Origin of the sequence: Cohnella rhizosphaerae (genome assembly GCF_029525575.1) — a bacterium.
Lineage (GTDB): Bacteria > Bacillota > Bacilli > Paenibacillales > Paenibacillaceae > Cohnella > Cohnella rhizosphaerae.
On the sequence record NZ_JAPDIA010000008.1, the window covers coordinates 1,814,814 to 1,831,393 of the forward strand.

Below are 16,580 nucleotides of genomic sequence, written 5' to 3' on the forward strand. Positions count from 1 at the left end.
CGCGAGACGGATCTACAGTCTCAGCTATCTGCTGCCCGGCCTTTCCATCGAGCAAATGCCCTGGTATAAAACCTTCGACAGCTCCGACGCGCTATTGGCCACCCTAAGCCTGCACCGGCCCGAAGCCAGCCAGCTCGTTCAAAACGGCGAGCCGCTTCAGGTTTTCTCCCTCATTCGCAGAATTTACTACACCTCTACCATATTGAAAACCGCAGGGTATTTTCAGGTCGACTTCACGCTCGAGGATATCGAGCGCATCATGAGCCGGGTCAACAGCGAGAAAAACGGTTCCTTTTTTCGTTCTCGACGCGGACAGCCAGGTCGTATACGCCGACGATCCGGTGAATCCCGAACTGCTGGCGTCCGTCGCAGGTCATCAAGCGGGCGGCGACGGTCCGCGGATCATCGATCTGGAAAAACGAAAAACGATCGTCGTGCAGCATCCCGTAGGAAAGATGGGCTGGACCGTCGTTGGCTACGTTCCCGTCTCCCGCATCGTATCCGGCATCGCCTCGGTCCGCAACTCCATGCTGCTGATCGGCATCGTTTGCATGGCGATCGCCCTGGCGGTGTCCACGGGCATTTCCTATAGCATGACCAAGCCCATCTACCGGCTCATCTCGCTCATCAAGCGGGTCGAGCGCGAAGACTTCCAGATCGACTACGACAATCCCCCCGCGCAACGAGCTCGGACAGCTGATCCGCAGCTTCATCCGCATGAGCCGGCGGCTGGACGAGTCGATCCGCCATCTGTACCAGGCGGAGATCGTCCGCAAGGAAAGCGAGCTGCAGGCGCTCAGGTCGCAGATCAATCCGCATTTTTTTGTTCAACACGCTGGAGACGATCAAGATGCGGGCGGAGCTCGACGAGGCCGACGACACCGTCGACATGATCACGGCGCTCGGCAAGCTCGTCCGGTCGTCGCTACGGTCCGGCAGCGACTTCATCACGCTGCAGGAAGAGAAAGATGATTTGATGAACTACCTTTTGATCCAGGAAAACCGCTATGGCGGACGCTTCGACATCTCGGTTCGCGTCGAGGAGGCGCTGCTGTCGCATTATATACCTCGGCTGCTCGTGCAGCCGCTGATCGAGAACGCATTCTATCACGGACTGGAGATGAACCCCGGCAAGGGCAGGCTGACCGTCGCGATCACCGCCGAACCGGGCGCCATTAAGGTACTCGTCGCGGACGACGGGCTCGGCATGCCGCTCGACAGGCTGCTGGAGCTGCGGCGGCTGATCGGCATGGAGACGCTGAGGCCGCAGCAGGACGGCGGCAGCATCGGACTGGTCAACGTAGCTGCCCGCATCCAGCTGTATTTCGGTCCTCCCTTTGCCATGAACATCGACAGCCGGCCCGGTCAAGGCACGGAAGTTACGCTGCTGCTGCCCCTTATTGCAAATGAAAGCGAGGTCGAACGTTATGTATCGCGTTATCATCGCGGATGACGAATCCGCGATTCGTCAAGGCATCCGCAAAATTTTGCAGCGCTTTGCGCCGCAATGGGAGCTCGTCGCCGAAGCCGAGGACGGCGAGGCCGCCATGCGGGAGATCGCCCGGCTGCAGCCCGATCTCGTCATCCTCGACTACCGGATGCCCGGGCTGACCGGGATCGAATGCTGCGAACGGATCGCGGCGGATTCGCCGCACATCCACCGGATCTTGCTGACCGCCTATCAGGAATTTCAGCTTGCCAAGCAGGCGATCGACCACGGCGTCGCCGCGTTCATCACCAAGCCGCTCGACCGCGGCGAGCTGCTGCGCACGCTGGACAAGATCGCGCAAGCGATCGAGCACGAGCGCGGCGAACGGGCCAGACTGGACGCGCTGCGGCAGTCGCTCCAAAAAGCAGCGCCGCTGGCGGAGAAGCTGTATTATCAGCATTTCCTCTTCGGACAGGATGACCAGGAGATCGCCCAACTGCTCGTAGAAGCCGGTTATCCGCCCCTGCACGACCGCGATGGGCACGATCTGATCGTCCTGGCCGTCAGTCCCGACTGGATCGAGCCGCAGCGCTTCCGCCCGTCCGACGAGGAGCTGTTCCGCTATGCGCTGACCAAATTCGTTCAGGAGTGGTGCGCCGAAGATCCGCGCTGCTGCGTGCTGCAGGACCATATCGGCCAGGTCGTCGTCCTGATGAGCCGGACGGCCGGCGATTCGGCGTTCGCCTCGGAAGCTCGCGGCCGGGCCGCGGCGCTCAAGCAGGCGATCGAACAGAGCTTCCGCCGCGCCGCGACCATCGGCATGAGCGGGCTGTATCCCTTCGCCGCGGCATCCGGCGCGTACCGGGACGCCTCGCTCGCCGTCACCTACCGGCTCGTCTGCGGCGGCGGACAGCTGCTCTCGCTGCCGGAGCTGCGCGCCGATCAAAAAATGAATCTGTCTTCGGGTCCTGCCGAGCAGATCGAGCTGTCTCTGGAGCAGCTGCTGCTCGGCAACGGCGAGGAGGCGCTTGCGATTTTCGAACGGCTCGCCGGCGCCGACCTGATGCTGCCGGTCGAGCTGCGCCGGATGACGACCCATTATTTGCTGCGGCTCGGCGCGCAGATTCGGCTGATGGAACTGGACCTGTCCGCCATCAGCGGCAGATCGATGGAGGACTGGCTGCAGGCGGCGGAGACGGCGGTGACGCGAGATACGCTGATGGGCATGATCGGCACGCTGCTGCGCAGCCTCGCGCAGACGATCGCCCAGGAGCGCAGCGGGCAGGACGCCCCGCTGCTGCAGCGAGTCCAGCAGTACGTGTCGGAATCGCTGGCCGAAGGCGTCAGCCTGCAGTCGGTCGCCGACCGCTTCGGCATGAACGCGAGCTACTTCAGCCGGCGGTTCAAGTACGAGACGGGACGGAACTTCGTCGTTTTCCTCAAGGAATGCCGCATGGAGCGGGCCAAGACGCTGATCGAGCAGAGCGAGCGCAGCCTTCAGGAGATCAGCGAGCTGATCGGCTATGCCGACCTCAAGCATTTTTACCGGGTATTCAAGGAATACACCTCGTACTCCCCCACCGAGTACAAGCGGCGGCACGGCTTCTAAGCGCACCGGCTACCGAGCGCGCCAAGGTAAAAAAATTCATCCGAAAGTAAAATCTCCCCCCACTACTCGCGCGCACACGCCTGAACTAAGATGAAGACAGGAATGAGCACGCTTTCAAAAACAACGATCTCGAGGGGGGATGGCCATGATAACGAACAAACTCGCCAAAAGCTCCGCGGCCTTGGTCGCGCTGGGTCTCGTGCTTAGCGCTTGCGGCGGCAACAACGCCGAAAACGGGCAGTCCGCTTCGACGGCTCCGGCAGCCAGCGGCACAGCTAGCGGCACGGCTAGCGGCACGGCCGGCGGCGCTTCCGGCGCTGCGAACGGCTGGAAGGGCACGATCACGATGTACGCCCAGGTGTATACGCCCAACTCGAAAAATATCGCCGGATTGAAGCAGCAAACGGCGCTGCAGGAAGTCGCGGGCGAATACGAAGCCGCGCATCCCGGCATCAAGATCGAATTCGTCGACGAAGAATTCAAGGACTACACGCAAACGGTGCGGGTCAAAGCCGCTGCCGGCGAGCTGTTCGACGTATTTTGGGGTCAATGGGCCGAATTGAACAACACCTTCCCCAAAGGCATCGCGGAGGACCTGACTCCCTATTTCAGCCAGCCGAACCCGTATATTCCCGGCAAAGCCACCTGGGGCGAAGCGATGAACGCCACCGTCGTGAGCGAGACGAAGTCTCCCGACGGCAAGAGCTACAACATCAACGGAGACTACGTGGCCACCGCGTTTTTCTACAACAAGGATCTGTTCGCCAAAGCGGGCATCTCCCAGCCGCCGGGCAGCTGGTCGGAGTTGATCGAGACGACCAAAAAAGCTCAAGGACGCGGGCATTACGGCGATGTCGCAAGCGCCCGACTACGACTGGTTCCAGCGACACTTCCTGTCGGACTTCTACGCCAAGGAGTTCGAGCAAATCGCCGGCTTCGATCAAAGCCCGGGCGTCTCCTCGCTCGATCAGAGCGTCGCCATCGCCAAAGGCATGCTGAACACGTCCGACCCGCGCTTCATGGGCTGGTGGCCGATGTTCAAATCGTTGACCGACAACTGGAAGCCCGACTATCTGTCGTCCGAGCCCGGCATCGTCGGCAGCAACGCCCGCAACGACTTCCTGGCCGGCAAAACAGCGATTTTCTACGACGGCAGCTGGCTTCCGGAAAACGCGAAAGACGCCAAAGTCAGCTTCGAGCTCGGCTCCTTCAACTTCCCGGTGCTGGCGCAGGCGGACTCGCCGTATACGACCGGCACCGACGTCTCCGGCGCGGTCGGCGGTCCCAACGCGGCCTTCCAATTCGCCGTCGCGACCAAGCAAGCCAACGCCTCGATGAAGGAAGCGGGCAAGCAAGCCGCCGTCATCGACTGGCTGCAATTCGTCGGCACGCCGAAAAACGTCGAGCGCATCGTCAACGAGCACGGCACCTTCGTACCGACCTGGCCGGATACGAAGCCTGCGGAGAGCATGGCCGAGCTCGCCAATCAGGCGTCCAATGAATTGAAGGCGCTCGGCGTCGGCGGCTCCTCGCCCAACCTGAACAAAAACATGCAGCGGATCTTCGGCCTCTATCTGAGCGGCAATATCGACATCGCCAAAGCGACCGCGGACGTTAAAAAAAGAGCTGGACGGGGCGATCAAGGAATACCAATCGAAAAACAGCGTCGATCTCGGAAAATACTAAGGCGCCGAGAGGCTGCAAGAAAAAGGGGCCGCCGCTTCGCAGCGCTCCCTTTTTTTCATCCTCCGAAGCCATGAAAGGACGAATGCCGCATGACCGGAAAAGCCAAGCTGAAAACCGCGCTGACCGGATACGCCTTTATACTGCCGACGTTTATTTTCCTGATCTGGTTCACGTATTATCCGGTCTACCAGGCGCTGATCGGCGCCTTCACCGATTGGGACGGCTTCAATGCGCCGCGCTATATCGGACTGGACAACTTCGTCCGTCTATTCGGCGACGAGGTACTGCGCCAATCGACGATCAACGCCTTGATCTGGGTCGTCCTGTCGATCGTGCTGGCCGTCGTACCGCCTTTTCTTGTTGCTGAACTGATCTTCCAGCTGCGGCGAGCGCGCGCGCAGTATATCTACCGGACGCTTTTCGTTCTGCCGATCGTCATCCCCGGCATCGTCACCATCCTGCTGTGGCGGTTTTTGTATCAGGGGGACGGCGCCATCAACCAGCTGCTTGAGCTGATCGGACTCGGCTCGCTTCAGCAGCTTTGGCTCGGCAATCCGAATATCGCGCTTTATTCGATCATCCTGATGGGCTTCCCGTGGATCAGCGCCTTTAATCTGCTCATCTTCTACTCCGGTCTGCAGAGCATCTCCACCGAGGTGCTGGAGGCCGCCAGGCTGGAAGGCGCGACCGGCTGGAAGCGCGTATGGCGGATCGACATCCCCTCCTCCTTCCCGCAGCTGCGTCTGATCGTCATCCTGACCTTGATCGGCAGCCTGCAGAACATCATCCCGCCGCTCATCATGACCAACGGGGGGACCCGGCTACTCCACTTACGTGCCGATTCTGCATATGTACAACGTCTCGACCGTTAACGGCGAGTTCGGGTACGGCATGTCGATCGCGCTGGTCATGTTCGTCGTCATCCTGCTGTTGACGCTGGTCAACATGAAGCTGGTCAAATCCGAATCCTGAGGACAGGAGGTCCAACGATGCGCGCTCTCCGCCTGCCAGGAGCGGGGCAACTTTTGCTGCTGCTGCTGCTTGTGTTCAATCTGCTGCCCATTTATTTCATTGTCGAAAACTCCGTCAAATCGCCGCTCGAATTCGCGTCCAGCACGCTGTCCTTCCCGAAATCGCTGCTATGGAGCAATTACGGCGCGGCCTGGGAGAAAGTCGGCCTGTCGCTGTACCACACGTCCGTCATCATCGCGGCCAGCGTCGTCGCCATCGTCGCTTTTTCCGCCATGAGCGCCTACTCCTTTTCCAAGCTTCGGTTTCCGCTCAAAAACACGCTCTTTCTGCTCGTATTCGGGCTTCTGCTGATTCCGGGCTTTCTGACGCTCATTCCGCTTTATTTGCAGATCAAAAAGCTCGGCTTAAGCGACAGCTACCTGGCGCTTATCCTTCCGTATATCGCCGGCGGGCAGGCGTTCAGCATCTTTGTCCTCAAGACGTTTTTCGAGCAGTTGCCGGACGAGATCTTCGAGGCCGCCCGCATCGACGGCGCGGGCAACATCCGCATCTTCTCGACGATCGTGCTGCCGCTCTCCGTCCCGATCTGCACGACGGTCGCCATCATCAATATCACCAGCCTGTGGAACGACTACCTTCTGCCTTCGCTGCTGCTCGATCGCAGTCATCAGACGATCACGATGGCGCTCGTCGCGTTCGAAGCCGCCGCCGGCAACTACGGCCTGAGCGACTACGGCGGCATGATGGCCGCCTACCTGATCGCGGCCGTCCCGCTGCTGCTGCTGTTCTCGCTGTTGATGCGGAACTTCGTCGAAGGTATTTCCAGCGGGTCGATAAAGATGTAAGACGCCGAGTGCCTTCGGCCGATCGCTCAATCAAGCCCAAGAGGTCCCATCCGGAGCCACTTGGGCTCGGTTGGTGGTGCAGTTCCGCGAAGTAACTCTCTACAGCGTCTCTTGTGCTCGATTGGCCACACTTTTCCGCGAAGTAGCTCTGTACAGCGTCTCTTGCGCTCGATTGGCCACACTGTTCCGCAAAGTAACGCTGTACAGCGTCTCTTGCGCTCGATTGGCCACACTGTTCCGCAAAGTAACGCTGTACAGCGTCTCTTGCGCTCGATTGGCCACACTGTTCCGCAAAGTAACGCTGTACAGCGTCTCTTGCGCTCGATTGTCGACGCTGTTCCGCAAAGTAACGCTGTACAGCGTCTCTTGCGCTTGATTGTCGACGCTGTTCCGCAAAGTAACGCTGTACAGCGTCTCTTGCGCTCGATTGTCAACGCTGTTCCGCAAAGTAACGCTGTACAGCGTCTCTTGCGCTCGATTGTCGACGCTCCTCCGCAAAGTAACGCTGTACAGCGTCTCTTGCGCTCGATTGTCGACGCTACTCCGCAAAGTAACGCTGTACAGCGTCTCTTGTGCTCGATTGGCCACACTGTTCCGCAAAGTAGCTCTGTACAGCGTCTCTTAGGCGCTGCTGTTGAGGCCGACCACTTGGTCATGTTTAGTGGCAAATAGCCCAATCGTCATTTTCATGACGATTGGGCCTTGTTTTTTTGCAACGCTACGTTGGATTGGCCGCATTCGCAGGCTCACCTGCGGACCTGCCCGTTCGCGCAACCGCGGCCCGGTCGAACCCGCTTGCCTTGATGAACCAGGCCGCGCCAAGCAGGACGCCCCCGGTCAACGCGAAGACGAGCGAGATGCCAAAGGCACTGCCTATGATTCCGCCAAGCAGCGGCCCGAGCACGAAGCCGAGCATATTCGCCGATTGGCTCAGGCTCACGGCTCTTCCCCGGAAATCGCTGTCGGCGAATCGCACGATCAGCGCGTTCAGCGACGGGAAGACGGCCGCATAGAAAAGGCCGTAGCCGAAGCGCAAGCCGGTGAAGGCCGCGACGCCGGGAACAAGGAGCTGCAGCAGACTGCCGATCCCGCCGCCAACAAGGCCGACGATCAGCGTTTTCCCCAAACCCCAGCGCCCGCCCATTCGTCCCCAAAAGGCGCCGGTCAATACGGTAGCCAGCCCTACAGCGGAGAATGCGATCCCCGAGCTAAGCATGGCATCGCTCTCGTCCGCGCCGAGTTCGACGACATAGAGAGACAGCAGCGGCTCCAGCATGTAGGTCGACACCGTGACGACGACGATGATGCCATAAATACGAAGCAACATGGGCGCCTTCGCCGCCTGCCGCAAGTCTTGCCGAATGGTCGTTCGGACCGTATCGCGCCGTCGATTGGCTTCCCGGACACCCATGACAACCAACGCGGATAGGATCATTAGCGCACCGGAGAGGATGAAGCATCCCCGGAGGCCGATCCATGTGCTGATCAAGCCCCCTGCCAGCGGGCCGATAATGCTTCCAGCGGCTGTGGATGTCGACATGACGCCGAGCGCGTACCCGACATGTTTCTCCGGCGTATTGGTCCCGACCAGCGTCATGGATGCCGGATAGAAGCCCGCCATGACGCCCTGGAAGACGCGAACGGCCAGAAACGAGATCAAATCGAAGACGAAGATGTTGGCGAAATAAGCGAGACCAAGCCCGATGCCCGAACGGATCAGCATTGGCTTGCTGCCGAAGCGATCCGAGAGCGAGCCCCAGAACGGCGCGCATAAGCCGCTCACCAGGAAGCTGATCGAGATCGCGGCGCCGGCCCACGTCTCGACATGTTGAGCTACGCCAAGATCCTGTCGCAGAAACAAAGGGTAAAAGGGCGTGGACAGCGTGGCCGCCATGCCGTTGATAAACAGTCCGCACCAAAGCAGATACATGTTGCGTTTCCAATCGGGCAATGCGACGCCTCCTGTTCGTTATCGCTCTCCCTTACGCCGCCTCTGGAGAGCCGGTGTCGCAGCGCCTTTTCCTTCGTTTGTCAGCTTCCGATACCGGCGCTCTCCTTCGCATACCGGTTTTCCCGGAATGGCAGGCCGAGATTGCCGCGCAGCGTGTCGCTCTCGTATTCCGTGCGGAACAGGCCGCGCTCCTGCAAGATCGGAACGACCAGGTCAACGAAGTCTTCCAGCCCTCCGGGAACGGCTTCGAACAAAATGAACCCGTCCGCCGCGCCGGCTTCGAACCATTGCTGAATCCGGTCCGCCACCTGCGCAGGCGTCCCGATGAATTCGCTCCGCCGCGTCGCCGCACGCAGCGCGACCTCGCGCAGCGTCCAACCATTGGCTTTGGCATCCGCCTTGATCTTGTCTGTACCGCTCTGGAAGCTGTTGCGCCCCAGCTCTCCGATATCCGGGAACGGCTCGTCCAGCGGATACTGACTGAAGTCGTGGTGCTCGAAAAACCGGCCAAGGTGCTCGAGTGCCTTTTCGACGGTGACAAGCTCAGCGATCTCCCGGTACTTCCGTTCGGCGTCGGCTTCCGTCTCGCCCACGATCGGTCCGATGCCCGGGAACACGAGCACTTCATCCGGAGAACGGCCGAACGCGCGCGCGCGTTCCTTGATGTCATTATAGAAGGAGATCGCATCCTCGATCGTCTCGTGTCCGGTGAAGATGGCGTCCGCTTCCTTCGAGGCAAAGTTCTTGCCGACCTCCGACGATCCCGCCTGGAAGATCACCGGCTGGCCTTGCGGAGAACGTGCGATATTAAGCGGCCCCTTGACGGAGAAGTACCGGCCCGAGTGATTCAGCGTATGCAGCTTCTCCGGCTCGAAAAATACGCCGGTCTCCTTGTCGCGAACGAAGGCGTCATCCTCCCAGGAGTCCCACAAACCTCTCGTAACTTCCAGATATTCCGCCGCGATCTCGTAGCGCTGGTCGTGCTCGGGATGCGCCTTATTGTTGAAGTTCGCGGACGTTCCCTCGAGCGGAGAGGTGACGATGTTCCAGCCGGCCCTGCCGCCGCTGATCTTGTCGATCGTGCCGAATTGGCGCGCGACCGTGAACGGCTCGCTGTAGGTCGTCGACAACGTCCCGACAAGTCCGATATTAGCACTCTGCGAAGCGAGCGCGCTCAGCAACGCGATCGGCTCGAAGCGATTCAGGAAGTGCGGAATCGACTTCTCATTGATGAACAAGCCGTCCGCGATAAAAATAAAATCAAGCTTGCCCTCCTCGGCTTTGCGCGTCCAGCTCTTGTAAAGATCGAAGTTGACGCTTGCATCCGCTTGAATCTTGGGATGCCTCCACCCGCTCACATTGCCGCCTACGCCGTGAAGCGCCGCGCCGAATTTGACCTGTCTGCGATTCGCCATTACGTTTCTCTCCTATTCGCTTTATATTCCTATTATTTCAGTAGGTTTTATTCCATTGTACGTCTCCATGGAAGCGATTGACTAATTAATAAATCCAATTGATGCATTCAAACTTTAAATCGTAGCGGGAGCGATTTCCGCGACGGGAATGCGAAAGCATTGCTTGAATTGACGTCCTAAAATAAAATGTGCCGCAGAGATCGGAAATCTCTGCGGCACATTTATTTTAAATCGGCTCCTGCGGTCCCGTTCACAATTGTCTATAAATCGTGTAACTAACAGTCCAATGCCCAATCGCAAGCAGTGCGGTCGAGACGCCCAGCCAGACGCATTGTCCCCACCAGGCTGCGAAGCCGAAGGCCAGCACGGGGAATACCGCCAAGGGTATGGGTACGATCATAAAAGGTTTATACAAAGAAGCGAAGGATTGCCCGTCCTTTAAATATCTGAACCATAGGCCGTAATAAATTACGATGCAAACGACCATCAGTAGCATAACGATCGTACTGCCATGGCTAGGCGGAAAGAAGTCCTTTGAGATCGCCAGGAAAACCAGAGAGCCGACCTGACCGGCCTTTTCCAGGATCGTAAATATTCGATTGCTCTCCCGTAGCCCATGCGGCACCCGGATGGGCGGAAACCAGGTAAAAAATACAAGGCTGGGAAGCAGCATAAAGACGGCGATCAAGGTCCCGACCATTGAAAATCCCACCGGCATCTCCCCCTTCCATTCCCCCTTGCGAGGAACATCCTCAAGATACCATGCGGAAATCAAAAATAAAACAAATAAAGATACAAAAAGCAGGTTAGCCCACTGGAATCTGCTTGCTTTGGATGATCAGGAATAAAGCCGGATCATCGGATCCCAAACAGTTGAATCGAAATATTTCGTACCGTTCTTGTTGACGATAAAATAGATGGCATCGCCCGCTGTTACGGTCGTCGTGATATTGTGGCTGACGCCGGTCGTCGTGTCGGTTCCCGCGATCGTCTGGGGCCCCCATATCGTCGTACCGTTTTTCTTGACGGTGACGATAACGCCGTCTCCCCCCGGATTGATACATCTTCGCCGTGCCGGTAATGTCGATCGTCCCGCCGGCTGGCGCAACCCACTTGCGCACCGAATCGTTCGCGTCGGGATGCTGAAAGTTCGCTCCAACCAGCAGATCCGTTCCGGCGCTTTGCCAGGTGGCCGAACCAACGTTGTAGGTCGACAGATTGGCATAGGCACTACCGTTCCACTCTTGATAGAACCAGCCGCCGCTGCCTTGCGTTGAAGAAAATCCGGATGAAGCGTCGTAAAAGGTTCCGTAGGTCACGACCGGGTTCCAGTAGGTGCCGTCGAAATAAGAGTTGCCGTTTTTGTTCACGACGAAGAAAAGCGCCTGTCCTTTCTTTACTTGCACGACGAGATCGTGGCTGATGCCGGCCGTATCGTTGCCGGCCAGCGTATGGGGTCCCCACAGATCTCCGATCGTATACGGGGAATCGGTCGGACCTTTGATGCGGGCGACGATGCCGTCACCGCCTTGCCCGGACTGGCTTAGCGACACGATACCCGTCACCCGGACGGTTCCGTCCTTGGGCGCGATCCACTTGATGACGGGATTATATGCATCGCCGGGATGAACCCAGCCCGGCGCCACCAGCGGGTAAGTATCGTTCCCCTTCCATCGGCCGTTGGCGCTGTCCCAGAAAAGATTCGTCAAATAATTGTAGCCGGCGAACGGCGCGTACTGCTGCTGATACGCCCATTGGTTGCCGCCTTGGGAAGAGCCGAAGCCGGTTGCGAATTCGTAGCGGTCCGGAATGACCGGCTGAGGGGGCGCAGCAGGGCCGCCCGCCTGCAAGGACGCCGTCGCATAACCGGAGACGTTGCCGTCGCCGTCGACGCTTCGGACCCGGTACGTATCGCCGGCAGCGCCGTTTTCCAGGAAATCAAACGTACCGACCGAGACTTTATCGACGACGACGCCATTTCGTTCGATCTCATAGTAAGACAGCATCCGGTTGTCCGTTCCTGCGTTCCAGTTCAGCTCGACGCCGTATTTCCCCATATACGATGCTTTTTTTTACCGTAACGCCGCTTGGCGCCGTCGGGTTCGCCGCGTCCGTTCCGGCGCCCGGATAATCGGTCATATTAAAAAATATAGTCTCGCCGGCCTGCAGATTCGTCAGCGATACGCCCGTTGTTTTCCAATAGCTGCCCGAGCGGGTCTGTGACACGCAGCTTCCCTTCGGACAACTCAAAGTGTAGCTCGTGGCATCGAGCAGCCCTTTTGGATATACCGTAATATTACTGTTAAAGTACGGCGCATATCCGCTGAACATGATCATCGCTTTGGTCAGATCGCCGTTTGTCGTCTGCAGCATGTACGTGGCATCTCCCGAGGCCATCGTCGGGCGGAACACCTTGCTCCATCTGCCGTTTACGCCCTGCGTGCCGATATAGCGCTGCATCTCCACGAATTTGCGGTATCTTTCTTTCGCCGCCGCGCTTTTCGGCTCCGAGGTCGTAAAATCCGCATCGATGTCGGGTTCCGAATAAAAGCTGTGGCCGAGTTTCGACAGGGGCAGCTTCAGCGATTGATAGTACCCTGCATAATGATAGGCGAGTCCGTCCGTCAATTGCTGCGCGTCGACGTACCGCAAGGCTTCCATCGACAGGATCTCCCCGCCGGAGGCGCAACCGTGAATTGTCGCCAGCGGGTTGGCATCCTTAAACGCTTTTAGCAGCCGGAAAAAGTTCTGGGATTGCAGCAGCATGTCGTTGTCGCTGCCGCCCGTCTTCCAGGCAGGCGCTCCGTCGTACCGCCAATCGTAAGCGCCCCATTCCGCCTGCTTCAACGATGCTTTGCCGAGAATCCATTGGTACGCGTCTTCGTTGGCCAGATTCAGATGGAGGCCGTAGAACGTCACCTCGTCGCCGTCGACGAGCCATTCGACATGGTCATTGACGACCTCCGAACCGTAATCCGCATGCCAGAACGGCGACCACACCCTCATCTTCATGCCGCTCTTCTGCACGTATGCATTCAGATCGGCGAAGCTCTCGCCCGACAGCGCCTCGTTCCAGTCGCCTTTGCGATCGTACCAGTTGTCGTCGACATGCACGACAGTCCCCCCCGCCATATCGGGCGTAGTTGGCCGATTCGAAAGCGTTCGGCATTTGCGGGCTGATCCGGTTCTGCCAGGAGCCGCCGCCCGAGCCGCGGGTATAATCCCACAGATAGCGGTAAGTGTAGTCCAGGATCGTATTGCCCATGTCGTCCAGATCGCCGCTGAATACGCCGATGATGCTCTTCGGGCCCTGAATCGAGGCATTGTTCGCGACCGAGTAATCGGTCATGCTGGCATAGCCGCTCAGATTGATTGGCGTGCCGCTCTCGCTGATTTGCGCAAGCCAATGCCCGTTATAATCGAACGACAGCCAGACGCCCTCGGACAACGACCGGTTGCGAAGCACGAACAACGAGTCGTAGACCGAAGTGCCTTGCTCATAGGTGCCGATCGCGTTCTGGGTGTGTCCGTCGACGGACGTGACCTCTGGCGCATCGTACGAATCGAAGATTCGGCTGTAGCTGCCCGTCATCGGCACCGTTTTCAGCATACCCGATCCGGTAAAATTGCCTCCCCCCGTCATGTACTGCAGATCGATATCGGCTCGATCGTTTTGCATCAGCCGCTGCTTGAACATGTACGGCGAGGAAAAGAGCTGCGCGCTGCCCGACACGTTCTGGAATTCCGACCATTCCCGGATCGCTCCGGTGAAAGGATAGACGACATAATAACGTTGGACCTTTACGATGGCGTTATGCATCGTGATGCGGAGCTGGCTTTCTCCCTGTGAAAGCGTGGATACGGCATGCGAATCGTATACCCATCCGGTCGAGGAGCCGTTGTAGACCATGCTGTCGATCTTAATCTGGAATTCGTCCGAATTTTGCGTTCCCTGCACGTACTCCCGGTTCGTCAATTTGTTCTTGAAGCTGGTTTGCAGGAACTGGCCTGCGCCGTTCAACCGTACTTTCTTTTCGACCGCGGCGGTGCCCATCGTCCATGTACCGGTACCGGCGTCATAATTCACGTAGGCATCCGAGGAAGGATCGGCATAGGCGGATCGTTCATTCGAAAAGTTTTGAATCAGTAAAATCGGCCATACGAGCAGCAGCGCCACGGACCATCTGACCGTCGTTCCCTTTACCCATGCTCTCATCCCGCTTCACGCTCCCGTATGATTTCAATACCATTCGACGCGATCGACCGCAATGTCGCCCGCCGCGCAAGAGACGAACGGCCGGCCGCCCTTCACGCCCGCCGTTCCGTAACCGGAAGCCGTCGAGATGAAATTGGAGAAGTCCCTTTCAGCCGCAGCGCGTCTCACGTAAAGCGTCCGGTCGACCGCATCGTAGCGGATGCCGCCGTACGCCCACAGCAGCGCGTAAGACGATAGCGACCGGCCGTACCATTCCCCGCATTCGTACTCGGAAAACGGGTTGCGTACGCGTCCGTCGTACCGGGCACGGCAAGCCCTTACGATCGACAGCCCCTCCTCCTCATAGCCCAAATAGATAAGATGCGAAGCGACCTGGTACTCCAATCCCGGCCACACTTCGTTGCTGTATTGCAGCGGCAGCGTCGGCTCTCCGCCCCTGGGCCACGTGCAGATCAGCAATCCGCCCTCCTGCCCCAGCGCGAAGCCCGGACGCTGCGGATTGACGTGCTCCGACATGTCCGGTTTAAAATTGTAGCGGTACACGCTGAGCAAATGACTGGCGACCTTCGCCGGGTCGAGAATATCTCCGAGTCCGCATACCGCGGCCAGCCAGCATCCGATCACGCCGTCGGCAAGACAGCCCGCGCCGTATTGATACTTCGGGCCTTCCCGCAGGAAGATCTCATAGGCTTCTTCGGAATAATCGACGTTGTTCGCCTTGTGCCCCACCTGGGGAAGCTCGGCGTTTAAGCCTTTCCATCGAACCTGCTGTTCGAAATATTCGCCGTTGAACAACGCCGATTCGGCATACAATCGGCCTTTGGCGTACAAGGTCTCGTATTCTTCGGCGGATTCGCCAGCCGCTTCGGCCATCGATGCCGCCGCCTTCAGCGCGCCCAAATACAGCGAGGCGCTCATGCCGTTCGGCCCCCACAGCTCGATATCGTACGTGTTGTGATGCGGCTCCTCGAGCACGCCCGTGCGCCTGGGATCCCACGTTCGAATCGCGTACTGCAGGCTCGCCTTCGCCTTCGGCCACAACGCGAGCATCCAATCGGTATCTCCCCCGATTCTCCATTCCCGGTACAGCTTCATGATACCGCCCAGCTGTCCGTCCGCCGCAGCCTGCTCCGCGTGGGCGGACGGCGCGATCGGCAGCGGCACGCGAAAGCTCTGGTGTCCCGCTTCATCCTGCCCCTCCGTGAATTCGGTGCGCCGGATTTCCCGCTCAAGGCCGGGGAACAGATGCGCCAGCGCCTGCGCGTAATTCCAGACATGCGTGCAGGTCCCATAGCAGCTTCCCTCCTCGTCGAAGCAGCCTTCCCAGGCCCATACCCTGCCGTCATACTGCCGCAGCATCGTCGGCGATTTAAGGATCGGCAGGTTGGCCGATACGGCTTCCACGATATCCCCGGGCAGACCCGAACTGTGGAGGCAGTCCGAGAATGCTGCCGTCTTCGACCTTAACCGGTCGTATTCGCTGCGCCAATACCGATCCAGTGTCTCGCCGTCCGCGAACGCCGATGCGTACCACGGCTTGTAATAGCCTGGATCGGCCGCATCGGCAAACTCGCCGTGACGCTGGCCCGACGCCGGCACGAACCAGCTGAGCCGCAGCCGTACGGTGACGCTCTCTCCCGGCTGCAGCGACAGCGGCACATACAGGCTGGCGCCCTTCCCGCCCTTTCCGCTCCCTTGCGGGAGCCGATCGGCGGCAGCACCCTCGATGTTTCGCCACAGCATGGTCAGCGTATCGAACCAGTAGTCCCCGCGGAACCAAGCCGTATCGGTCACGGCGCCGGGATGATCGGTCGCGGCGCAGAAACGCCCCTCCGTCCATGGCCTGCCCGGCGTGCCGTCCTGAACGAGCGCGAAGCCGCCGTCGATCCGGCTGGCGGATGCTTCGCCTTCTCCGCAAGCCATCACATTGCGGGCGTGGAACGAATAGACCAGTTCGACGGGCCTGTCCGTGACGTTATGGAACCGGTATTCCAGCGCCGCCGCCGGCAGCGAGGAATCGTCGGCATTGCCGGGCACGAACGGGCTCCAGCCCGTCAATACGACATTCACAGGCAGTGACGGGTGACTCATCCTCACTTCTGCGAACGGAAAGCGGGCTGCAAACGCGCTCTCGGCCATTCTCGGCAGCCCGTAATTCCGGCCGTTCTGCCCGCCCGCGGCTCCGCCGTGCGGGCCGTCCCTTAGATCGTAAATCGCGCGCGCCGGTATCGGCCCTTCAAGCACTTTGGCGACCGCGTTATCGCCGCGCACCGTTATCGCCGAGAACGTCATCGGCTTGTGTCGAAGATCCGGCTTATGCCGGAGGGAAAAATGAGACAAGGCGCCCGTCCCTTCCAGCGCAATCATCCCGGCTCCCAGCCCGCCTAGCGGGTAGGCAATCCTCGCATCGAGGCCGTTTCCGTAAATCTTTCCTGCGTACCCTTTATCCTGCATTTC

14 protein-coding genes and 1 pseudogene are annotated in these 16,580 nt (G+C 59.2%); 9 read left to right on the forward strand and 6 right to left on the reverse strand.

Annotated elements, in window-relative coordinates; all coding sequences use genetic code 11:
- Window positions 1–341 precede the first annotated feature (341 nt).
- The 9 genes and pseudogenes from OMP40_RS32170 to OMP40_RS32210 all read left to right on the forward strand — a co-directional run bounded on the left by OMP40_RS32170 (window position 342) and on the right by OMP40_RS32210 (window position 6,917).
- Window positions 342–893, forward strand: a complete 552-nt coding sequence (locus OMP40_RS32170) for a hypothetical protein (RefSeq protein WP_277537356.1) — start codon at window positions 342–344, stop codon at window positions 891–893.
- The gene (locus OMP40_RS32175) at window positions 851–1,453 is read left to right on the forward strand and encodes a sensor histidine kinase (protein WP_277537357.1); all 603 of its coding nucleotides are present in this window, start codon (window positions 851–853) and stop codon (window positions 1,451–1,453) included. Before OMP40_RS32170 ends, OMP40_RS32175 begins: the two co-directional genes overlap by 43 nt.
- Complete coding sequence (locus OMP40_RS32180) at window positions 1,428–3,038, forward strand: response regulator (RefSeq protein ID WP_277537358.1); 1,611 nt, start codon at window positions 1,428–1,430, stop codon at window positions 3,036–3,038. The genes OMP40_RS32175 and OMP40_RS32180 overlap by 26 nt, the downstream gene beginning before the upstream one ends.
- 346 nt (window positions 3,039–3,384) lie before the next feature.
- Window positions 3,385–3,822: pseudogene (locus tag OMP40_RS42605) on the forward strand (extracellular solute-binding protein); the annotation flags it as partial.
- A 67-nt stretch (window positions 3,823–3,889) separates the two neighbouring features.
- On the forward strand, window positions 3,890–4,798 hold the full coding sequence (locus OMP40_RS32190; protein ID WP_277537362.1) for a type 2 periplasmic-binding domain-containing protein: 909 nt from the start codon (window positions 3,890–3,892) through the stop codon (window positions 4,796–4,798).
- A gap of 15 nt (window positions 4,799–4,813) precedes the next feature.
- Complete coding sequence (locus OMP40_RS32195; protein ID WP_277537364.1) at window positions 4,814–5,596, forward strand: carbohydrate ABC transporter permease; 783 nt, start codon at window positions 4,814–4,816, stop codon at window positions 5,594–5,596.
- Entirely contained in the window at window positions 5,574–5,696 is a 123-nt protein-coding gene (locus tag OMP40_RS32200) for a hypothetical protein (RefSeq protein WP_277537367.1), read from the forward strand. Before OMP40_RS32195 ends, OMP40_RS32200 begins: the two co-directional genes overlap by 23 nt.
- A 17-nt stretch (window positions 5,697–5,713) precedes the next feature.
- Window positions 5,714–6,541 carry a carbohydrate ABC transporter permease gene (locus OMP40_RS32205; protein ID WP_277537372.1) on the forward strand — a complete coding sequence of 276 codons (828 nt, stop codon included), beginning with the start codon at window positions 5,714–5,716 and terminating at the stop codon, window positions 6,539–6,541.
- Between the two features lie 172 nt (window positions 6,542–6,713).
- Complete coding sequence (locus OMP40_RS32210) at window positions 6,714–6,917, forward strand: hypothetical protein (RefSeq protein ID WP_277537374.1); 204 nt, start codon at window positions 6,714–6,716, stop codon at window positions 6,915–6,917.
- A gap of 342 nt (window positions 6,918–7,259) precedes the next feature.
- On the opposite strand, the gene OMP40_RS32215 is transcribed toward OMP40_RS32210, so the two are convergent.
- The 6 genes from OMP40_RS32215 to OMP40_RS32240 all read right to left on the reverse strand — a co-directional run bounded on the left by OMP40_RS32215 (window position 7,260) and on the right by OMP40_RS32240 (window position 16,577).
- Entirely contained in the window at window positions 7,260–8,492 is a 1,233-nt protein-coding gene (locus tag OMP40_RS32215; protein WP_277537376.1) for an MFS transporter, read from the reverse strand.
- Between the two features lie 80 nt (window positions 8,493–8,572).
- A complete protein-coding gene (locus OMP40_RS32220) occupies window positions 8,573–9,907 on the reverse strand; it encodes an LLM class flavin-dependent oxidoreductase (protein ID WP_277537378.1) in 1,335 nt (444 codons plus the stop codon).
- Between the two features lie 250 nt (window positions 9,908–10,157).
- The gene (locus OMP40_RS32225) at window positions 10,158–10,625 is read right to left on the reverse strand and encodes a hypothetical protein (protein ID WP_277537381.1); all 468 of its coding nucleotides are present in this window, start codon (window positions 10,623–10,625) and stop codon (window positions 10,158–10,160) included.
- 88 nt (window positions 10,626–10,713) lie between these two features.
- Window positions 10,714–11,964 (reverse strand): hypothetical protein, encoded by a 1,251-nt coding sequence (locus tag OMP40_RS32230; RefSeq protein ID WP_277537382.1) that lies wholly within the window; start codon window positions 11,962–11,964, stop codon window positions 10,714–10,716.
- A gap of 893 nt (window positions 11,965–12,857) precedes the next feature.
- Complete coding sequence (locus tag OMP40_RS32235) at window positions 12,858–14,123, reverse strand: hypothetical protein (protein WP_277537385.1); 1,266 nt, start codon at window positions 14,121–14,123, stop codon at window positions 12,858–12,860.
- A gap of 24 nt (window positions 14,124–14,147) precedes the next feature.
- Entirely contained in the window at window positions 14,148–16,577 is a 2,430-nt protein-coding gene (locus OMP40_RS32240; RefSeq protein WP_277537387.1) for a GH116 family glycosyl hydrolase, read from the reverse strand.
- Between the last annotated feature and the right edge of the window lie 3 nt (window positions 16,578–16,580).